The 17,242-nt window shown below is 68.7% G+C and carries 22 protein-coding genes and 2 pseudogenes; 8 read left to right on the forward strand and 16 right to left on the reverse strand.

Annotation, left to right across the window (positions count from 1 at the left end; translation table 11 throughout):
• Nucleotides 1-180 precede the first annotated feature (180 nt).
• On the reverse strand, nt 181-834 hold the full coding sequence (locus tag ACFUN8_RS14160) for a CatB-related O-acetyltransferase (protein WP_383635864.1): 654 nt from the start codon (nt 832-834) through the stop codon (nt 181-183).
• Between the two features lie 99 nt (nt 835-933).
• Here ACFUN8_RS14160 and ACFUN8_RS14165 point away from each other — a divergent pair, with 99 nt between their 5' ends.
• The 5 genes and pseudogenes from ACFUN8_RS14165 to ACFUN8_RS14185 form a co-directional block, all read left to right on the forward strand.
• Entirely contained in the window at nt 934-1,572 is a 639-nt protein-coding gene (locus tag ACFUN8_RS14165) for a TetR/AcrR family transcriptional regulator (protein WP_383635867.1), read from the forward strand.
• 250 nt (nt 1,573-1,822) lie between these two features.
• On the forward strand, nt 1,823-2,782 hold the full coding sequence (locus ACFUN8_RS14170) for a hypothetical protein (protein ID WP_383635870.1): 960 nt from the start codon (nt 1,823-1,825) through the stop codon (nt 2,780-2,782).
• Nucleotides 2,783-3,037: 255 nt separating this feature from the next.
• A complete protein-coding gene (locus ACFUN8_RS14175) occupies nt 3,038-3,487 on the forward strand; it encodes an Asp23/Gls24 family envelope stress response protein (protein WP_383635873.1) in 450 nt (149 codons plus the stop codon).
• An 89-nt stretch (nt 3,488-3,576) separates the two neighbouring features.
• Nucleotides 3,577-4,224 carry a histone protein gene (locus ACFUN8_RS14180; RefSeq protein WP_383635876.1) on the forward strand — a complete coding sequence of 216 codons (648 nt, stop codon included), beginning with the start codon at nt 3,577-3,579 and terminating at the stop codon, nt 4,222-4,224.
• Between the two features lie 6 nt (nt 4,225-4,230).
• A pseudogene (locus tag ACFUN8_RS14185) lies at nt 4,231-5,112 on the forward strand (SRPBCC family protein); the annotation flags it as partial.
• Between the two features lie 30 nt (nt 5,113-5,142).
• Here the strand turns inward: ACFUN8_RS14185 and ACFUN8_RS14190 are convergent.
• From ACFUN8_RS14190 to ACFUN8_RS14240, 11 genes are all read right to left on the reverse strand, one after another.
• Nucleotides 5,143-5,637 (reverse strand): hypothetical protein, encoded by a 495-nt coding sequence (locus ACFUN8_RS14190; protein WP_383635879.1) that lies wholly within the window; start codon nt 5,635-5,637, stop codon nt 5,143-5,145.
• 47 nt (nt 5,638-5,684) lie between these two features.
• Nucleotides 5,685-6,074 (reverse strand): gas vesicle protein K, encoded by a 390-nt coding sequence (locus tag ACFUN8_RS14195; protein ID WP_383635882.1) that lies wholly within the window; start codon nt 6,072-6,074, stop codon nt 5,685-5,687.
• A 63-nt stretch (nt 6,075-6,137) separates the two neighbouring features.
• Entirely contained in the window at nt 6,138-6,335 is a 198-nt protein-coding gene (locus tag ACFUN8_RS14200; RefSeq protein ID WP_383636032.1) for a gas vesicle protein, read from the reverse strand.
• A 71-nt stretch (nt 6,336-6,406) separates the two neighbouring features.
• The gene (locus ACFUN8_RS14205) at nt 6,407-7,237 is read right to left on the reverse strand and encodes a GvpL/GvpF family gas vesicle protein (protein ID WP_383635885.1); all 831 of its coding nucleotides are present in this window, start codon (nt 7,235-7,237) and stop codon (nt 6,407-6,409) included.
• The gene (locus tag ACFUN8_RS14210; protein ID WP_383635888.1) at nt 7,234-7,644 is read right to left on the reverse strand and encodes a gas vesicle protein; all 411 of its coding nucleotides are present in this window, start codon (nt 7,642-7,644) and stop codon (nt 7,234-7,236) included. The genes ACFUN8_RS14205 and ACFUN8_RS14210 overlap by 4 nt, the downstream gene beginning before the upstream one ends.
• A gap of 36 nt (nt 7,645-7,680) precedes the next feature.
• Nucleotides 7,681-8,817 carry an SRPBCC family protein gene (locus tag ACFUN8_RS14215; RefSeq protein ID WP_383635891.1) on the reverse strand — a complete coding sequence of 379 codons (1,137 nt, stop codon included), beginning with the start codon at nt 8,815-8,817 and terminating at the stop codon, nt 7,681-7,683.
• Nucleotides 8,810-9,397, reverse strand: coding sequence for a hypothetical protein (locus tag ACFUN8_RS14220; protein WP_383635894.1), 588 nt, complete (start codon nt 9,395-9,397; stop codon nt 8,810-8,812). The genes ACFUN8_RS14215 and ACFUN8_RS14220 overlap by 8 nt, the downstream gene beginning before the upstream one ends.
• Nucleotides 9,398-9,423: 26 nt before the next feature.
• Nucleotides 9,424-9,681 (reverse strand): gas vesicle protein GvpG, encoded by a 258-nt coding sequence (locus ACFUN8_RS14225; protein ID WP_383635897.1) that lies wholly within the window; start codon nt 9,679-9,681, stop codon nt 9,424-9,426.
• 46 nt (nt 9,682-9,727) lie between these two features.
• On the reverse strand, nt 9,728-10,441 hold the full coding sequence (locus ACFUN8_RS14230; protein WP_383635900.1) for a GvpL/GvpF family gas vesicle protein: 714 nt from the start codon (nt 10,439-10,441) through the stop codon (nt 9,728-9,730).
• Between the two features lie 3 nt (nt 10,442-10,444).
• Entirely contained in the window at nt 10,445-10,906 is a 462-nt protein-coding gene (locus tag ACFUN8_RS14235; protein WP_383635903.1) for a gas vesicle structural protein GvpA, read from the reverse strand.
• A gap of 63 nt (nt 10,907-10,969) precedes the next feature.
• A complete protein-coding gene (locus tag ACFUN8_RS14240; protein ID WP_383635906.1) occupies nt 10,970-11,266 on the reverse strand; it encodes a gas vesicle protein in 297 nt (98 codons plus the stop codon).
• A gap of 201 nt (nt 11,267-11,467) precedes the next feature.
• Between ACFUN8_RS14240 and ACFUN8_RS14245 the strand changes: the two genes are divergently transcribed.
• Nucleotides 11,468-11,836, forward strand: coding sequence for a low affinity iron permease family protein (locus ACFUN8_RS14245; RefSeq protein WP_383635909.1), 369 nt, complete (start codon nt 11,468-11,470; stop codon nt 11,834-11,836).
• 62 nt (nt 11,837-11,898) lie between these two features.
• On the opposite strand, the gene ACFUN8_RS14250 is transcribed toward ACFUN8_RS14245, so the two are convergent.
• Nucleotides 11,899-13,113 (reverse strand): M24 family metallopeptidase, encoded by a 1,215-nt coding sequence (locus ACFUN8_RS14250; RefSeq protein ID WP_383635912.1) that lies wholly within the window; start codon nt 13,111-13,113, stop codon nt 11,899-11,901.
• Between the two features lie 105 nt (nt 13,114-13,218).
• On the opposite strand from ACFUN8_RS14250, the gene ACFUN8_RS14255 reads away from it, so the two are divergent.
• Entirely contained in the window at nt 13,219-13,545 is a 327-nt protein-coding gene (locus tag ACFUN8_RS14255) for a plasmid stabilization protein (RefSeq protein WP_383635916.1), read from the forward strand.
• 204 nt (nt 13,546-13,749) lie between these two features.
• Nucleotides 13,750-15,291: an FAD-dependent oxidoreductase gene (locus ACFUN8_RS14260; protein ID WP_383635919.1), complete on the forward strand. Its 1,542-nt coding sequence runs from the start codon at nt 13,750-13,752 to the stop codon at nt 15,289-15,291.
• Between the two features lie 34 nt (nt 15,292-15,325).
• On the opposite strand, the gene ACFUN8_RS14265 is transcribed toward ACFUN8_RS14260, so the two are convergent.
• The 3 genes and pseudogenes from ACFUN8_RS14265 to ACFUN8_RS14275 form a co-directional block, all read right to left on the reverse strand.
• Complete coding sequence (locus tag ACFUN8_RS14265; RefSeq protein ID WP_383635921.1) at nt 15,326-15,991, reverse strand: HAD family hydrolase; 666 nt, start codon at nt 15,989-15,991, stop codon at nt 15,326-15,328.
• A 157-nt stretch (nt 15,992-16,148) separates the two neighbouring features.
• On the reverse strand, nt 16,149-16,445 hold the full coding sequence (locus ACFUN8_RS14270) for a DUF4235 domain-containing protein (protein ID WP_383635924.1): 297 nt from the start codon (nt 16,443-16,445) through the stop codon (nt 16,149-16,151).
• 273 nt (nt 16,446-16,718) lie between these two features.
• Nucleotides 16,719-17,198, reverse strand: a pseudogene (locus tag ACFUN8_RS14275) (DUF6328 family protein); the annotation flags it as partial.
• Nucleotides 17,199-17,242 lie beyond the last annotated feature (44 nt).

Consider the following 17,242-nt stretch of genomic DNA (forward strand, 5'->3'; position numbering starts at 1 on the left):
GTGATGGGAGCCGCTGTCGCGGTCACGCCCGTCGTGTCCTCCTTATGACTCGTGTGTACGACGCCGAGGCGAGTGGCGCGAATCGAAGACCCGGCGGGTGAGGCGTACAGCGCGCCGGCGGGACGATCTGATGGCCTCGTCCGGACAGAGGAGGACCCGGTGCCCCGCGAGGGCGCGGCGTCAGGGCTGTTTCATCTGCGTGGCGGCCTTCTCCATGTCGGCGACCGTTCCCGACATGATCGTCCGTACGTGCCGGGTGATGTCCCGCACGGGCCAGTCCCACCACGCCACGGCGAGGAGCCTGGCGATGTCCGCGGCGTCGTAGCGGGTGCGGATGAGCCGGGCGGGGTTGCCGCCGACGATGCCGTAGTCGGGGACGTCGCCGGTGACCACGGCCCCGGCGGCGATGATCGCGCCGTGACCGATGCGTACACCGGGCATGACCGTGGCGCCGTGGCCGAACCACACGTCGTTGCCGACGACCGTGTCGCCCCGGCCGGGCAGGTCGGTGATCAGGTCGAAGTGCTCCGCCCAGGAGCCCCCCATGGTGGGGAACGGGAAGGTCGAAGGACCGTCCATGCGGTGGTTGGCGCCGTTCATGATGAACCGGGTGCCCGTGCCCAGCGCGCAGTACTTGCCGATGACGAGCCGCTCGGGACCGTAGTGGTAGAGAACGTTGCGCGTCTCGAACGCGGTCGGGTCGTCCGGGTCGTCGTAGTAGGAGAAGTCGCCGACGTCGATCAGCGGTGACTTCACCAGCGGCTTGAGCAGCACCACGCGCGGGTGCGCGGGCATCGGGTGGAGCACGGTGGGGTCGGCGGGAACGGGCGGCATCGCGGAGGCGGTTCCTCTCCGGTGGGCGTATAGCGACAACTGTCGCGTTAAGATGCTGGCACAGCCCTGCCGCCTCGATCAACCGGATACCGATTGCCGATGACAGACCCGCTGGACACGCCACTGGACACGACGTCGGACCGCCGTCCGGGCGGTCGCACCGCCCGTATCCGCGCCCAGGTTCTCGACGCGGTACGCGCCGAGCTCACCGAAAGCGGTCACGAAGGGCTCACGATGGAGGCTGTCGCGACGCGGGCCGGAGTGCACCGCGCCACGGTCTACCGGCGCTGGCGCGATGTCGGCGGCCTGATCGTCGATGTCATCGACGCCGCCGGCGAGATGGGCTGGCGGCCGCCGGACACCGGCTCGCTGCGCGGCGACCTGACGGCCCTCAACCAGGAGATCCAGGAGTCCCTGGTCGTACAACCGTCGTTCGCCCTCGCCCTGATGGCCGCCTCGTTCCACTCCGAACAGGCCGCGCGGGCTCAGACGCGGCTGTGGACGGACCGGTACGCCCAGTGCGAGATCCTTGTCGAGCGCGCCGTCGCGCGCGGCGAACTCCCCGCACGGCACACGGACGCGCGGGGCCTGCTGATCGCCGCCACGGCGCCGCTCTACCACCAGTTGGTGCTCCTGCGCGCCGATCCGGACCCGCGCCTCCCGGAACGGGCCGCGAAGGCCGCAGTCCTGGCCGCTGCCGGGGGCGCCTTCTCCGTCCCTCGGGAAGAGGGCGAGTGAGCGAGGAGCCGCGCCCCCTGTCGAACCCCGTCGTCATCACGCGCCAACACCCGGTCGGGGAACCTCAGCCTCGACGCCGAGCGGGCGCGGATTTGTTTCCGCGAGTGCGGGGCAGCGTTGGCGAAGTGGCAGGTGAAGTTGCGGCCCCTGCTCGGCAATGACCATGGCGGCCGTGAATGGACAATTGCGGGGACGGCGCAGGCGCCCGACACTGGGAAGTGCGGGGCCATGCCCAGTGAGGATGTGTCGTATGCGCGAGAGCGACAACGGCCAGGACGAGGAAGAGCTCGAAACAGGGAATACCGAGGACGCGGAAGTCGTCGATGCGGAACCGGACGACTACGCCGAGGGGGACGTGGTCGACCAAGGGCCACCGGATGTGTTTCTCGACGTTCCGGTGCTCAATATCGACGAGATCCATCTGGATGTGCAGGACCTGCGGGCCCATGTGTCTCTGAAGGCCGAGGTCCTCGATTTGCTCAAGCTGAATGTGGGCGCGGATGTCGCGCTCGGCAAGGTGGAGCTGGATATCAAGGGGGTTGAGGCGCAGGCACAGCTGAAAGTCCGCCTCCACAACGTCGCGACAATTGTCAACCGCGTATTGACGACAATCGACCGGAACCCGGAGATTCTGGAGCAGCTGACCAGAAGTGTGGGGCAGGCGGTCGAGGAGGTCGGCACGGGCGCGGGGGACGCCGTCAAGGAGATCGGCAGGGGCACGGGGGATGCTGCGGAGAGCGTGGGCCGGGGTGCCGGGGCGGCGGTGGAGGACGTGGGCCACGGTGCGGGCGAAGCGGTTGAAGATGTCGGCGAAGGGGCTGGAGCCGCCGTCGAGGACGTAGGTGAAGGCGCTGGAGGCGCGGTCGAGGATGTAGGTGAAGGCGCTGGAGGCGCCGTCGAGGACGTGGGCGAGGGGGCTGGAGGCGCCGTCAACGATGTTGGCCAAGGCGCCGGTGGTGCCGTTGAAGATGTCGGGCAGAGCGCCGGCGACACGGTCGAAGATGCCGGTCGCAGTGCCGGTGAGAGCGTCGGCAGGACGGCGACCGGTGCCGGGCAGGCCGCGAAGGGCGCCGCCGGGAAGGCCGACGCCGTACGCAGGCCCACTCGGAAGCCCGTGGATGACGGCGGTTCGGGGCGGCGTGGCGCCCCGGCGACGAGGAAGGACCGGGGCGCGCGGACGGCCCGGCGCCGCGACTCGTACAAACGCTGATTCTCCACTGATGTGCGGCGCCGGAACCCCCCAATTCGCAAGGCCGTAGGGCGATACCGGAACTCGCATGTGTCCGCACGGGGCGGTGGAACACTCACCCGAATGGCGTTACGCGGATGCGCGGAGCACAGTGGAACGGGGGCGCAGGCGTCCGAGTAAAAACTCTGCCGACTGTGGCACTTTCCTCCGCTCCTTCGCTTCGTCCGAAAGAGAGAAGGAGTCTCCGGAAGCTCTCTTCAGGAAGATGGGTCGGTCATGACAGTGAACGAAGCCACATCAAAAGCAATGTCGAACGGCCACCACCACCACGGTGAGGTCAAGGGAACGACGACGATCGCGGACTCGGTAGTGGCCTCCATTGCCGGTATCGCGACCCGTGACGCCTCCGGGGTGTACGCGATGGGCGGTGGTATCTCTCGGACTCTGGGAGCCGCCAGGGACAAGATGGGCCGATCCGATGACGTCACGCGCGGTGTTCGCGTGGAGGTCGGCGAGAAGGAGGCGGCCGTCGATGTGAGCGTGGTGGTGGAGTACGGATATCCGATCACCCGGACCACCGACGACATCCGGTCGGGGGTCGCCGACGCGGTCGAGAGCATGACCGGGCTCGATGTCGCCGAGATCAACATCGACGTCCTGGACGTGCACGTACCGGGGTCGGACGACAACGACGACGACAGCGGCGGTTCGTCCCGCGCCCGGTAACAGGCCGCTTCGCCTCGACGACGGAACGGAAGACGGCCGGACCGCGGGTGCCGACCGAACGGCGAGAACCTGGCGAAGGTGGCTGACTCATGGAAGAACAGACAAAACTCGCTCTCGCAAGTGCCGTACTCGGGGGTTATGTCCTGGGCCGGACGAAGAAGGGCCGGCTCGCGCTGACGGTGGCGACCGTCGTGGCCGGGAGAGGTCTGGGGTTCGGCCCCAAGGAACTGGCCGCCGAGGGAGCCCGCCGCCTGGCGGACGTACCGCAGGTCGCGGAGGTGCAGGAACAGGTCCGCGAGCAGGGCTTCCAAGCCGTGCGAGGCGCGCTGTCGGCGGTCACCGACCGTGGCATCGGCTCGCTGGCCGATGCCATCAGCGGCCGTACGGCGAGCATCAGCCGCAAGGCAGACGACGCGGACGAAGAAGACGACGAGGACCAGGCCCCCGAGGATTCCGACGATTCGGAGGAGGAGCCGGAAGACGAGGAAGAGGAGCCGGAAGAGGAGGAGCTGGAGAACGAGGACGAATCCGACGAGGACGAATCCGACGAGGAAGGGGAACCGGCACCCGCCCGCCGGCGCAAGGCCGCTCCCGAACGCCGTGGTACCCGGTCGGCGCCCAAGCAGAAGGCTCCCGCGAAAAAGGCTCCGGCCAAGAAGACAGCGGCGAAGAAGACCGCGCCCACGAAGCGGGCGGCGAAGAAGACCACCTCTTCCCGTTCCAGCCGTCGGAGGTGACTCGGTATGGCCAGGGCCAGTACGAAGGAGGACACCGCCACGGCGGCGACCTCGAACGCGGGTCGGCTGCGTGAGGAGCTCTCCCACTACGTCAGCGCGCAAGTAGGGCGCGCCGTTGAACGGGTGGGCGACAAACTGACCGACCTGACCGGGCAGTTGACAGATGTCGCGGAGAACGGCGGGCAGCTGCCCGCGATCGGCTCCCGCATCCTGCACGGCGAATCACCCGTCGGAGCCATGGTCTCCGAGAAGGCGAAGTCCGTGAAGGACTCGGTGGTCGACAAGGCCAAGGACCTTACGGGTGGCGACAGTCGGCCGGGCAGCGGGGATGTGAAGGTGACGAACATCGTCGAAGTCCTCGACGTGGGAGTGCCGTTGAGAACGGCCTACGACCACTGGACCGAGTACGAGAAGTTCGGCAGCTTCACCAAGGGCGTCGGCAATGTGTCGAAGGGCGACGACGACACGACCACCAACTGGAAGACCAAGGTGGGCCCGTCGTCCCGCACCTTCGAGGCGACCGTCCTGGAGCAGATTCCGGACGACCGCATCGTATGGACGTCCGAGGGCTCGAAGGGCACGACCCAAGGGGCGGTCAGTTTCCATGAGATGGCGCCGAACCTGACCAGGATCGTGCTGGTGGTCGAGTACTACCCGTCCGGTTTCTTCGAGAAGACCGGGAACATCTGGCGAGCTCAAGGCCGCCGTCTGCGGCTCGACTTCAAGAACTTCCAGCGCTATGTGACGCTCACCGACGAGGAGCCTGAGGCGTGGCGTGGGGAGATCCGCGACGGCGAGGTCGTCCGTACGCACGAAGAGGCCATGGAAGAAGAAGAGGACGAGGCGGGAGACGACGGCCCCGAGGACCAGGAGGGGGAGAACGAGGAGTAGCGGGTCAGACCGGCGTCGGTCCGGAGGTCAGAGCCTGCCACCCGTCAGACGGGTGAAGGGACCTCCGTGCGGCTTGGCCGTCTGGCGGCCCAGGGCGAAGGCACCGCCCGCCAAGCCGACGACTCCCGCCGCGGCGCCCGCCGCTATGGCCTTGCGGTGCTTGATGACGGTCCAGGCGGTGGTGGCTGTGGCGACCGCCTTGCCCGCTGTGGCGAGGACGGCCTGCTGTCCGCTCTCCCAGCCGGTGGCGGCTGCCTGGCCGGCACGCTTGGTGGCGTCCCCCGCCGAACGCACCCCGCTCTCCACGGACTTCTCGGCGGCTCGCCCCGACTCCTTGGCCTTCGAGGCCGCGACGGCCGAGCCTGTCTTCGCGCGGCTCTCCGCGGTCTTGGCGGTCTTTCTGGCGGGGGCGGCGGCGCGCTTCGCTGTCTGCCGTCCCTTGGTGGTGGCGGACTTGGCGGTCGCGTTCACCTTTCCGGCCGTACCGTTGGCGTCCTTGTTTGCTTCGCTCTCTGAAGTCATGACGTTCGTGTTGCCGCTCGATGGGGCCCAAAACACCCCGGGGTGAGTCAGCCTGAATCGCGAGGCAGCAGGGAACCCAGCGGACCGAGATCCAGATTGAGATCTTCCATGGTCAGGTCGTATCGCTCGCAGAGTTCGGTCATCCGGTCCTGGAGAATCATCAGCGTCATACCGATGCGCTCTTCCTGGTCCTCCCGGAGATCACCCTGGTCCACCCGGTGCAGCGCCGTACGTTCCATGAGCTGACGCAGCAATTCGACGATGGTGAGAACCAGTTTGATCAGGTCTCGTTCCACCGTGTCCGGGTCGGTTGCGAGACGCTGTGCGATGCCGTCGCGGGGCGCCGGGTCGTCCGGCCCCGTCGGTACGAGATCGAACGCCCGTGCCGCCGCGCTTGCGACCTCCTGCAAGTCGTCGCCGCGGGTGGTGTCAGCCATCGTGAGTCTCCTTCTGCGTCCCCGGCGCCTTCTGCGTCCCCGGCGCCGGGCCCTTGCGGTCCGTCACCACGGGGCGGGTCCGTCGGGCGTGATCGAGCGGATGACCGCCCGCAGATTGATGTGCACGAGGTCCACATCGGCGACGGACAGTACGAGATCCCCGGTCAGGACCGCCCCTCCGGTCAGCAACCGGTCGAGCAGATCGATGAGCGCCACCTGCCGTCCGGCAAGGGATTCGATGGAATCGTCCGGGCCGTCCAGACCGCCTGGCGGCCTTCGGTCTCGCGTCTCGGCGAACCCGACGGTCGGCAGGGCCTCGTTCAGTTCGCCGTTCACCGTCGTTCACCGTCCTCCGCCGGCAGCGGTGTCGCGAAGGAGTACGGCGCCCAGGGGCCGGTGATCTCGACGCGTACGCCCGGAACATCGTCGGAGAGCCCGGCGAGCGCCGCACGGAACTCGGCCTCGCGTGACGCTTCCACCAGATAGGCGTCGTTGGCGATGTTCTCGCCGGCGTCCGGAGCGAGGTCTCCCTGCTGGGGCCGGTGCGCCAGCCGGGCGCGGGCGATCGCTCCCACCCGGGTGGCGATCTCGGCCGCGACCGCCCCCGCCGCCTGGTAGGTGTCGCGGTGGTTGCGGCGCTGCGCGCGGCGCTGTCGCAGGTACGCGCGCCCCGGGCCGGTGGCCTCGGGTTCGCTCCCCGCCGTGTCGGCCGTGTCCGCCATGGCCGCCTCGCGTGGGTCGGCGTAGACCTTGACACCCAGCTCGACGTGACCTTCGAGCCGGGAGAGCAAGTCTCCGAACTCCACGGCCCGTTCGGCGAGCATCTCGCTCACCCGCGCGTCATCCAGATAGACCGTGGCGAGCCGCATGGGCAGGACGGTCGCGCTCTCGTAGGCGGCCTCGACCACGGCGTGATGTGTACGGGCCAGCACTTCGAGCTGCTTCATGTCCTCCATCTGGGCCCGAAGACCATCCGTACCGAAGGCTTCATGAGGCACCGACGACACCAGGGCCACGAGATCTCCGGCCGGTACGGTCCGCAACAACCCGTCGTGCAGCCCGGCACGGCAGGACAGGGCGGAGTCCAGCGCCGCCCCACCGCGGGTGACCGCGTAGACGTAGCTCATCGGCGGGACCGTGGAGTTCGCGTCGGTGCTGCTCACGGCTTCTCCTTGTCTGCCACCGCCGCGCGCAACTCGGCCAGCTCGGCGCGTAGTTGTGCGTTCTCCAGCGCCAGTGGCTCGGAGGCGGCCTCGACCGAGGACGAGCCGTTGGAGCTGTGGGCGCCGTTCCCCGATTGCGCGGACCTGGCACGGGAGGAGAGCGAGGGGTCGTGCTCCCACCAGTCGATGCCCATCTCCTTGGCCTTGTCCACGGACGCGACCAGCAGCCTCAGCTTGATGGTGAGCAGTTCGATGTCGAGCAGATTGATCTGGATGTCGCCGGCGATGACGATGCCCTTGTCCAGGACACGCTCAAGAATGTCGGCGAGATTTGCGGATGACCCTTGCTGGCCGTATGGGGACACCCCGGAGGAGGTCCCCATACGGCCGGCCAGTGAGTCGGACACTGGAATCAGCCCTGTCTGTGCTGTCGGCGGAGTCTGTCAGCGACCCGCCGAGGCGGTACGGCGCCGGGGACGCCGGGCCGGCTCTTCCTCTTCCTCTTCCTCCGCTTCGTCGACGGCCTCGTCCTCGTACGCGTCCTCAACAGGAGCGTCCTCGTCGGCGCGACCCTCTTCGTCGACGGCCTCGTCCTCGTCGTCGTACTCGGCGCGCTCCTCCTGGTCCTCCTGGTCCTCCTCGGAAGGCTCCTCCTCGTCCGCGTACTCCTCATCGGCCTCGGCCTCCGGGGCGTCCGCGCTCTCCTCGGTGCCCTCGCCCTCCTCCTGCTCGCGTGCCTCTTCCTCCTCGACGGCCTCGTCGTGCTCCAGCACGACCTCCCCGTCGCGGATCTCGCCGCGCCACCCGTCGGTGGCCTCGCCACGCATCATGATGAACTTGCGGTAGAGCTTGAGGTCGAGACGGGCCCTGCGGCCCTGGGCGCGCCAGATGTTGCCGGTCTTCTCGAACAGCCCCTTGGGGAAGTATTCGAGAACCAGCAGCACCCGCGTCAGGTTGTCGGTGATGGCGTGGAAGGTCACCACGCCCTTGACCGTGCCCTTGGCGCCCTCGGTGGTCCAGGTGATGCGCTCGTCCGGTACCTGCTCGGTGACGTTCGCCTTCCAACTGCGCGTGGACTTGGCGACCTTCACCTTCCAGTTGCTGCTGGTGTCGTCGGCCTTCTCGACACTCACGACACCCTTGGCGAAGGTGCTGAACTCCTGGAACTGCGTCCACTGGTCGTACGCCTCACGCACCGGCACACCGACGTCGATGTCCTCGGTGATGGTGACGCTCTTCGACTTGCCGCCGCCGCCCTTGCGCCCCTTGCCGAACAAACCCTTGACCTTGTCCTTGATGGTGTCCTTCAGATGTGAGGTACCGGCCGCCATGGCCGCCTGCGCGGGCGACTTGCCCTCGCCGAGTGCCTGGCCGCCCTTGGCCAGACTCTTCACCGCTCCGCCGGGACCGTTCTTCGGGTCGGCCAGCTTGCCGACGCCTTCACCGAGCCGCTGTCCGAGATTCGTGACGGCGTGCGTCGCACGTACCTTGAGGTAGTTCTGAAGCTCTTCCTTGAGACGGTCGGTGGCCGGATTCTTCGCCACGTCGTCCTTGAACCTGCTGAGGGTCGAGTCAGCCATTGCCGCCACCCCGCTCCTTGCGGCCGGCCGACGAAGCGGTCTTCCGCGCTCCGGAGGCCGTCTTCTTCCGTGCGGCTCCGGTACGGCCCGAGGCGGTCCCGCGGGCTCCGGACGCGGCCTTGGCCGCGGGCTTGGCGGACCGCTTGGCGGCCGGCTTACGGCGCGGCGCCGGCTCGTCGTCCGGCTCGTCGGCATCGTCGCGGACGTCCCGGTCGTCCTCATCCAGGTCGTCGTCCTCGCGGTCGTCGGCACGCGCGTTCTCGCGGCCGCCCCCGCCGGCATCCTTGCCTTCAAGGCCCAGTGTCCGCTGGTGAAGGGAGTCGGCGAGGCCCGAGGCCCGCTGGGTCAGGGCATTGGTGGCGGCCGACTTCGTGGCACCCACCAGTTCCTTGCGGACCTGGTCGTTGAGACTGCCCAGAACGGGTGAGTTCGCCACCAGTTTACCGAGCTGCTTCGGATCAAAGCTCAGTTTCTTCCCGGCCAGGAACATCCCGAGGCCGATGGCCATCTTGGCTTTCTTCGTGCGTCCCAGCAGGTATCCACCCACCAGGGCGACACCTATCTTGGCGTTGCCTGTCATCTCTCTTGCACCTCATTCTCCCCGTGTCAGGGATTGGCCCTCAGGCGTCGCTGGTGTGCCTCGATCTCCTCAAGCCTGTCCAGCAGTTCGTCCTCGCGCCGGTCGAATTCCTCTTCGCTGATAGCGCCGCTCAGCAGCTCCTTCTCCAGATCGGCCAATTCCTTGCGCACGGGATCGGGGTCGTAGTACTCGCGTTCCGCCGCGAGCACCACCTGATCGAGAACCCAGACGCTGCCTCGCACGGGTGCGAGCGGCAGGGTGAGAATCTGCGTGATGAGGCCCATGGCGGATCCTCCGATCAGTGGGAGTCGGTCGTCGAGCCTGCGGATGTCAGACGAAGCTGTACGGGGGCAGCGGTCCGTTCAGAGCGAACTCGTAGTCGTCACCCCGGCGTTGCGCCTCTTCGTACACGGCCTGCGAGAACACCGCCGCCTCGTCGCGCTTCACCAGAAAGGACACATTCAGGAAATGAGCCTTGGTGGGGTCGGCCTGGGAGCTGCGCTCCGCCGTCGGAGTCAGCGCGGTGAGCAATTCGCTCGCCACAGCACTCTGGCGGAGCTGGATCTCGTGGGATACGAGTTCGCCCAGCGCGACTTTCTCGTCCTGCGCGGCGGGATTATCCCGTGTGTACTCACTCAGCCGGCGCACTTCGTCGGATTCGTGGAGTATTTCGCGCAGCAGACTCTGCTCCTCGCGCGAGACCTTCAGGTTGTACTCCAGGCGCCCGTCGAGTTCGGTGAGGCGGGCGGTGTAGGTGTCCCGCTCCTCCTCCAGCGCGGTGCGGACCTGGTCGTCGTCGGGGCCGACGAGACCGAACCGCATCGGCAGTGCGGCGCCGTCGGTCATCAGCCGCTCCAGCACGCTCTGGTGCGCGACGAGGTCACGGCGCTTGGCACGCAGGTCCGGCGGCGTATCACTGACGACGGCACCAAGTGCCTTGGTCTTGACGGTCCGCAGTGCGGACGGCGGATCGCCGACGCCGTTGAGGCCGTCCAGCCTGAGCGGGTGGTCGGCCGCGGTGATGGCATAGATGTACGTGGGCATCGGCTATTCCTCCCGGCGCTGGGTGGTGCGGCGGCTGCTGGACGAAGCGGCCTTGCGTGCCGGCCGCTTCTCCTTCTCCTTGTCGTCGTCCTCGGAGCTGGAGTCCGAACGACCGCTCTGGAACGAGTCGGTGAAGGCTTCGACCGCGCCCGTCAGCGCACCCTTCGACTTCCCCTTGGCTCCGCTCTCGACGGAGTCACCGACGATGTCGGTGAGCTGCGTCGGTGCCTTGCGGCCCGATTCGAGGTCAAGTCGGTTGCACGCCTCGGCGAAACGGAGATACGTGTCGACACTGGCGACGACGACACGAACGTCGATCTTGAGAATCTCGATGCCGACGATCGAAACACGAACGAAGGCGTCGATGACGAGCCCCCTGTCGAGAATCAGCTCAAGAACGTCGTAGAGATTTCCAGATCCACTCCCACTCGCGTTGGTGGAGTTGCTCTGCTGCACGAGACTCATCGTCGACCTTCCTTCCAATGAGTTGAGACACATGGTCCGGTCCGATCACGGTTGGCCTACGACTCAGCGGTCGACCTGGCCCCGTGAGTACCGGCGAATTCGTTCATAGCCCACGAGTTGACCCTGACCGTCGAGGGAGACGCGATAGGAGGCCATGACGCTGGTGGTGTCGGGGACCCTCTCGATCTCGACGACTTCCACGTCAGCGGTCCACCCGTCGTCCGTGGCCTTCAGCGAGGACACGGAGCTGGGCTCGCACTTGAGCAGCTCGGCGAGTTGTCCGGCGGCCTTTCGCATCGCCGTGGAGACGTCGATACGCGCCTGCTTCTCTTCGCCGTTCTTGCTGTCCGTCGTAGCCATTTCCCCGCCTGTCGTACGTCGCCCGGCCGGACTTCCCGTCCGTGCTGTCCGGTTCAATTCGGTTGGCCATCGTTCGTGATGTCAGTGCGGGTGCCCCTCGGATCCGAACGTATGCGTGAGAGGAAACACAGCGCGGTCGACGGCCGAGCGGCCGTCCGATCCCGTCCGGCGGCGAAACGACGTGTGTGTACGGTCGGGCGCATGACGCTTCAACACCCTGCGGACCGTGGCGGCGACAGGCCCGGACGGTTTGCCCGCCTTGCCGAGTACGCCTCCAATTTCACCAGCTCACCGGCGTTCTTCGGGGTGTGCATGGGCCTCGTCGGCATCGTCATCGGCGCGCACTTCGCCAAGTTGGAGGTGACCTGGCTGCTGCTCGCCGGCGAGTCGATGACCGCGGTGACGCTGCTGCTGCTCGCCCTGCTGAAGAACTCCGAGCGCCGCGCGGAGCACGCCATCCAACTGAAGCTGGACGCCATAGCGGCGGCGCTCCTGGAGACGCAGGAGGGCAAGCCCGGTACGGCGGTGCACAGCCTCAAGGAGGCCATAAAGATCGAGGACGACACCTGACACCCCCGGATGGCGCCGGGCTCGGGGGCGTCGGCGCATATGTACCGCGCGGTCCCAGTCGGTCAGGGGGTGCGGGTGAGGATTTCGCAGCCGTCGTCCGTGACGAGGGCGGTGTCGGAGTAGGCGTGGGAGCCGAACTCCCCGCCGAGGAGCCAGGACTGGATGTGGAACGTCATGCCGGCCCGTAGTTCCATGGTGTTGCCGGGGCGCAGGGTCCGGCTGCCGCCCATCCAGCCGGGCGGGAAGCCGATGCCGATGAGATAGCCGCAGTGGTGTCGTTCGTACGGTTCGCCGAGAGCCGACTCGATCGCGGAGTGCCAGGCACGGAAAACCTGTTCCGCGGTGTTGCCGGGGTGGAGTGCCGTACGCAGGGCACTCATCGCCGTGCGAGAGGCGTCGGCCGCCCGGGTGTCGCGCACGGCACCCGCAGGGCCGAGACGGCGGAGCCGGGCCAGGGGTGCGTGGTAGCGGCCCCGCGCGGCGGAGAGTTCGAGGAAGACGGTGTCGCGGGGGCCGAGCGTCCGCCTGGACCAGGTCAGGTGCTCCTGGTCGAGGCGGTCGGTACCGCGTACGAGGGGCGCGAAGGCGGGCAGGTCGCCGCCCGCGCGCAGCATGGTGTCGTAGACAGTCGCCGCGATCTCGTTCTCGCGGGCGCCGGCGGTGGCGGCGGCCAGGCCGGCGGCCATGGCGGTGTCGGACAGCCGGGCCGCGTCGCGGATGAGGGCGATTTCCCGCTCGGTGTGCACGAAGTGCCGGGCGCTGACCTGCGCGCCGAAGTCCTTCCAGGTGAGACCGCCTGCGGTGCGCAGCCGGTCCCAGACGGCGGGCGGCAGGCTGAGCGAGTCTGCCTGGTATCCGACGGCCGCGGGCGGAGCGCGGTGCGCGTCGCCGATGGCCTGGGTGAGTGCGGCGAGCAGTGCGTCGGCCGGGTCGGTGGCGTCTCCGTAGCCGCAATGCCGTACGCCGTCGGTCTGGGCGGCGGCGGTCGCCGCCTCCATCGCCCGCTCGACCAGTACTGGCTCACCGTCCAGGGGCACCACCAGCCCGGTGACGGCGAAGTGGTCTTGGTGATCAAGACCGCACAGGTAGTGGATGTCCTCCGGCGCGGTGACCAGCAGGACGTCCAGCCCGTGCCGCTCCATGGCGCCACGGATGACGGCCACCCGCTGCTCGTACTCCTGGGGCGGGAAGCGTGGCTCGTCGGTGAGCGGTCCGGCAGTTCGTCGTTGTGCGTGGGTCGTGCCGGCCCAGTCTGCCGTCCCCGTCGGGGATGGCACGTATGCGAGACGACCTCATGGGCACCCGTTCACCCGTGTGAGAACCGGTGGGCGCGTGGGTACCCATAGCGGTCCCACCGAACAGGACCACAAAGGAGGCACATCATGCCCGCAGGATCCAGTCCCAAGCGAGAGCGACAGTACGAACACATCAAGGAAAGCGCCGAGAAGCGCGGCACGTCGGAAGGGCGCGCGAAGGAGATCGCCTCGCGCACGGTCAACAAGGAACGCGCCCGCTCGGGCGAGGCCAGGTCCGCGAGCAAAACGTCCACCCGTGACCCCAAGTCCGCCTCGCAACGCGGGGGCGAGCGGTCCCACAGCGGCCCCCAGGGCCCGACGAGGGACCAGCTCTACGCGGAGGCCAGGAAGAAGAACGTCGAAGGCCGCTCGTCGATGAACAAGGAGCAACTACGCAAGGCCGTCGGCCGCTGAGCCGGAGAGGAGCCGGGCGGCGCTCGGAAGACTCCGACGACGCGCCGCCCTGCCTCCGTGGTCCGCACCGGATGATCACAGAGTCAGGGGCCCGGGGCCGCGCCCGGTATCGCGAGGAAAACTCTCAGCGCGCTGTCCTCGGCGCCGCCGCCGGCCCACGGGTGCGTGGTTCAGGGTCGCGACCGATCTTTTGGAAAGGCTGACATGACCGACTCGCAGCCCCTGCCGGGGCAGGACGAATCCTTCTGGATGGCGACCGCCGGTGCCACCGACCACCCGGCGCTGAACGAGGACATCAGCGTCGATGTGGTCGTGGTGGGCGGCGGCATCGCCGGCCTGAGCACGGCGTGGGAACTGGCCGGCGCCGGCCGGACGGTCGCCGTTCTGGAGGCCGATCGGATCGCCGCCGGGGTGAGCGGATACACCACGGCCAAGGTGTCCGCGCTCCACACCTTGGTCTACGACCGGCTGCGCCGGACACGGAGCGAAGACGCGGCGCGGCTGTACGCGCTGTCGCAGCAGGGCGCGGTGGAACGGGTGGCCGGGATCGTCGCCGGGCTCGGCATCGCCTGCGACCTGGAGCGCGCGCCCGCCTACACCTACGCCACGGAGTCCGCCGCAGTCCCCGCGCTCAAGGCCGAGGCCGAGGCAGCCGCGGCGGCCGGACTCGCGGCGACGTACGTGGAACGCACCGAGCTGCCGTACGAGGTGAGCGGCGCCGTGCGGGTGGACGCGCAGGCGCAGTTCCACCCCCGTAAGTACCTGCTCGCCCTCGCCGCGGACCTCCGGGCCAAGGGCGGCCAGATCTACGAACGCTCCCGTGCCACCGGCCTGTCGGAAGGCTCCCCCTGCCAGGTCACCGTCGAGTCGGGGCACACCGTGACGGCCCGCGACGTGGTCGTCGCCACCCATTTCCCCGTCTTCGACAGGGCGCTGACCTTCGCACGGCTCTCCCCTCGCAGGGAACTGGTGGTCGCCGCCCCGATCGCGGCCGGAATCGCGCCGACCGGCATGTACATCACACAGGAGGAGGGCAAGCGATCGGTGCGCACCGCGCCGCTCGACGAGGAACACCGGCTGCTCATCGTCACCGGGGAAAGCTTCACACCCGGCACGGGCGATCCCCGCGAGGGATTCCGGCGTCTGGACGCCTGGATGCACGCCCGCTTCCCCGTGGGTGAGACGGCTTACCGCTGGGCGGCCCAGGACAACGACTCCTCCGACACCGTCCCCCTCGTCGGTCCCTTTCACGCCGGCTCCCGCCACACATACGTGGCCACCGGATTCGGCGGCTGGGGCATGAGCGGCGGCGTCATGGCCGGCAGGCTTCTCACCGGCCTGATCATCGGCGAGGAGCCGCGGTGGGCCACCCTGTACGACCCGCGCAGGCTCAAGAGCACCCTGCGGGAGGCGCCCGCCCTGCTGAAGCAACAGGCCCATGTCGCAAGGCACTTCGCCGGAGACCGGCTGCACACCACGCACGTCGACTCGGTCGCGGAGATCCCGCCGGGCACGGGCGCGGTGGTACGCGTGAACGGGCAGCGCTGCGCGGTCTACCGGGACTCGGCCGGTGTCGCCCGGGCCGTGTCCGCGCGATGTACGCACCTGGGATGTCTGGTGGCCTTCAACGACGCCGAGACGGCCTGGGAGTGCCCCTGCCACGGCTCGCGCTTCGACGTCGACGGCGCGGTCCGCCAGGGACCCGCCGTCCACCCGCTGGAGGAACGGGACCTGCCGGGCGCCTGACAACGGGCCCCGTTCGCTGTCGCCCGGTCGTCGTTCACTCCAGGCCCATGAAGACGCTGCTGTCGAGCCGGGCCAGCAAATCGGCGACGTTCTCGTACACCTCGCCGGCCCCGGCGGCTTCGAGCGCGTCGCGCGGAATACCGCCCGACAGGACCGCGACGCTCCGTACGCCCGCTTTCGACGCCGCTTCCATGTCCCACACGGCGTCTCCGACGAAAACCGCATGCTCCGCCGGCACCCCGGCGAGGTCCAGCGCGGCACGCACGGGGTCGGGTGCCGGTTTGCCCTGCGACACGTCGTCCGCGCTCGCGGTTCCGGCGATGACGTCGTCGGCGTCGATCGCCCGTCGCAGGGCGTCGAGTTCGGGTCCGGTCGCCGAGGAGGCGAGGATGTTCGTCCAGCCCTGTCCTGCCAGCACTCGCAGGAGATCGGCGGCGGATCCGAAGGCCGTCAGCCGGCCGAAGTACGTGCCGTACAGCGTGCTGTGCGCGGCGCTGATCGCCTCGTCCCCGTCGTGGTCCCGGTCGTCGCCGAGCAGATGGGCGATGAGGTCACCGGAGCCGAGCCCTACCGCCCGGTGGATGTCGGACATCGCCACCTGGTGGCCCGCCCCACGGAACGCCTGCCACCAACTGGTGACGTGGAGGTAGTTCGTGTCGGTCAGGGTGCCGTCAACGTCGAAGATCGCCGCGCGTGCCACGAGGGTGCCTCACTCTCCTGAAGTCCTTGAGGGAGCCCGGCCTTGCTCCCGAGCCCTCCGGTTCTTGGCTTGACCGCAGTCCCCGTCCTGCGTGCCGGTGGCGCGTCGAAGCGCCACCCTCGCGCACCCGGCGGGGCGAGCGGAACGGCGGACGCCGTCAGTCACGGCCGCCTTGGGCCGCCGTCGGCCAGGTGCCGGTGGCCCGTTCGATGGCCTTGGCGCCCGACCGGTCCACGGCACTGCGCACCACGGCGAAGATGGCCCCCTGCACGGCCGCGGCGAACAGCACCTCGCCCCACCCCCGGTCGCGGTCCAGGGCATCGGGTGCGTCGTCCTCGTGCCGGATCGCCTTCCACGACTTCTGGAAGACGAGCCCGGCCACCGTCCCGCCCACCCAGCCGAGGGCGAATCCGACGGGCTTGTAGGCGAGCGGCAGCTTCTGCTTCTTCTTCACCGGTGTCTCCCTCTCTGATACCGACCCCTTGCCCGCGGGCTCGTGGAACACCTCACGGATGCCCTCCAATGGCAACCCCACACCGAGGACCGCGATACCGCCACCGCTGCCTCCGCGACGCCCGGCCCCGCACCGCTGACCACACAGCCGCTCAGCGGGGAGGTCCACGTCAAGGGTCGGATCGTTCACCCGTCGGCGGCTTTTCCGCCCTCGCCCGACGGGGTGAGTACGGAAGGAACGCGGACGGATGCGGTGCCGTCGGAGGCCGGACTCTCAGTCGTCGTCCGCAGGATTGCCCCGGTGCCGTACCCAGAGCGGGGCCACGAACCAGCAGAGCAGGAACCAGACCGCCACCACACCGACCAGCACGGTGGCCCAGGCGTCCAGGACCGCCAGCCGCAGCACCAGGAGTAGCGACGACGTCATGGTGCACAGCAGGAGGACGAGCCCGAGCACGGTCAGGCGGGAGGCCAGGATCACCGTCTCCGGCTTGAGCTGTCGGCCGGTGAGAAGGCGATGCAGTGCCACCGGCCCCACCAGGGCCCCGACGGTGGCAGCGCCCAGGACCACCGTGACCGTGTAGATGTGCCGGTCGGTGTCCGAGAGATCGGTGAAGCGCTGCTGGAAGACAACGGTGAGCAGGAACCCGAAAAGGATTTGGACCCCTGTCTGGGCGACGCGCAGCTCTTGGAGCAGATCGCCCCAGCGCCGGTCGGCGCGCTCCTCCGGGGTCTCGTCACCGCGCCCCCCGGCCGTCCGACGCCTCGCCCCGCTGGAAGCCGGATCACCCGCACGGC

Origin of the sequence: Streptomyces sp. NPDC057307, from assembly GCF_042667665.1 — a bacterium.
Lineage (GTDB): Bacteria > Actinomycetota > Actinomycetes > Streptomycetales > Streptomycetaceae > Streptomyces.

What these genes read in the sequence shown, in the direction of transcription:
- ACFUN8_RS14160 (WP_383635864.1), bottom strand. Translation starts at nt 834, where the DNA reads ATGCCGCCCGTTCCCGCCGACCCCACCGTGCTCCACCCGATGCCCGCG.
- ACFUN8_RS14165 (WP_383635867.1), top strand. Translation starts at nt 934, where the DNA reads ATGACAGACCCGCTGGACACGCCACTGGACACGACGTCGGACCGCCGT.
- ACFUN8_RS14170 (WP_383635870.1), top strand. Translation starts at nt 1,823, where the DNA reads ATGCGCGAGAGCGACAACGGCCAGGACGAGGAAGAGCTCGAAACAGGG.
- ACFUN8_RS14175 (WP_383635873.1), top strand. Translation starts at nt 3,038, where the DNA reads ATGACAGTGAACGAAGCCACATCAAAAGCAATGTCGAACGGCCACCAC.
- ACFUN8_RS14180 (WP_383635876.1), top strand. Translation starts at nt 3,577, where the DNA reads ATGGAAGAACAGACAAAACTCGCTCTCGCAAGTGCCGTACTCGGGGGT.
- ACFUN8_RS14190 (WP_383635879.1), bottom strand. Translation starts at nt 5,637, where the DNA reads ATGACTTCAGAGAGCGAAGCAAACAAGGACGCCAACGGTACGGCCGGA.
- ACFUN8_RS14195 (WP_383635882.1), bottom strand. Translation starts at nt 6,074, where the DNA reads ATGGCTGACACCACCCGCGGCGACGACTTGCAGGAGGTCGCAAGCGCG.
- ACFUN8_RS14215 (WP_383635891.1), bottom strand. Translation starts at nt 8,817, where the DNA reads ATGGCTGACTCGACCCTCAGCAGGTTCAAGGACGACGTGGCGAAGAAT.
- ACFUN8_RS14220 (WP_383635894.1), bottom strand. Translation starts at nt 9,397, where the DNA reads ATGACAGGCAACGCCAAGATAGGTGTCGCCCTGGTGGGTGGATACCTG.
- ACFUN8_RS14225 (WP_383635897.1), bottom strand. Translation starts at nt 9,681, where the DNA reads ATGGGCCTCATCACGCAGATTCTCACCCTGCCGCTCGCACCCGTGCGA.
- ACFUN8_RS14230 (WP_383635900.1), bottom strand. Translation starts at nt 10,441, where the DNA reads ATGCCCACGTACATCTATGCCATCACCGCGGCCGACCACCCGCTCAGG.
- ACFUN8_RS14235 (WP_383635903.1), bottom strand. Translation starts at nt 10,906, where the DNA reads ATGAGTCTCGTGCAGCAGAGCAACTCCACCAACGCGAGTGGGAGTGGA.
- ACFUN8_RS14240 (WP_383635906.1), bottom strand. Translation starts at nt 11,266, where the DNA reads ATGGCTACGACGGACAGCAAGAACGGCGAAGAGAAGCAGGCGCGTATC.
- ACFUN8_RS14245 (WP_383635909.1), top strand. Translation starts at nt 11,468, where the DNA reads ATGACGCTTCAACACCCTGCGGACCGTGGCGGCGACAGGCCCGGACGG.
- ACFUN8_RS14255 (WP_383635916.1), top strand. Translation starts at nt 13,219, where the DNA reads ATGCCCGCAGGATCCAGTCCCAAGCGAGAGCGACAGTACGAACACATC.
- ACFUN8_RS14260 (WP_383635919.1), top strand. Translation starts at nt 13,750, where the DNA reads ATGACCGACTCGCAGCCCCTGCCGGGGCAGGACGAATCCTTCTGGATG.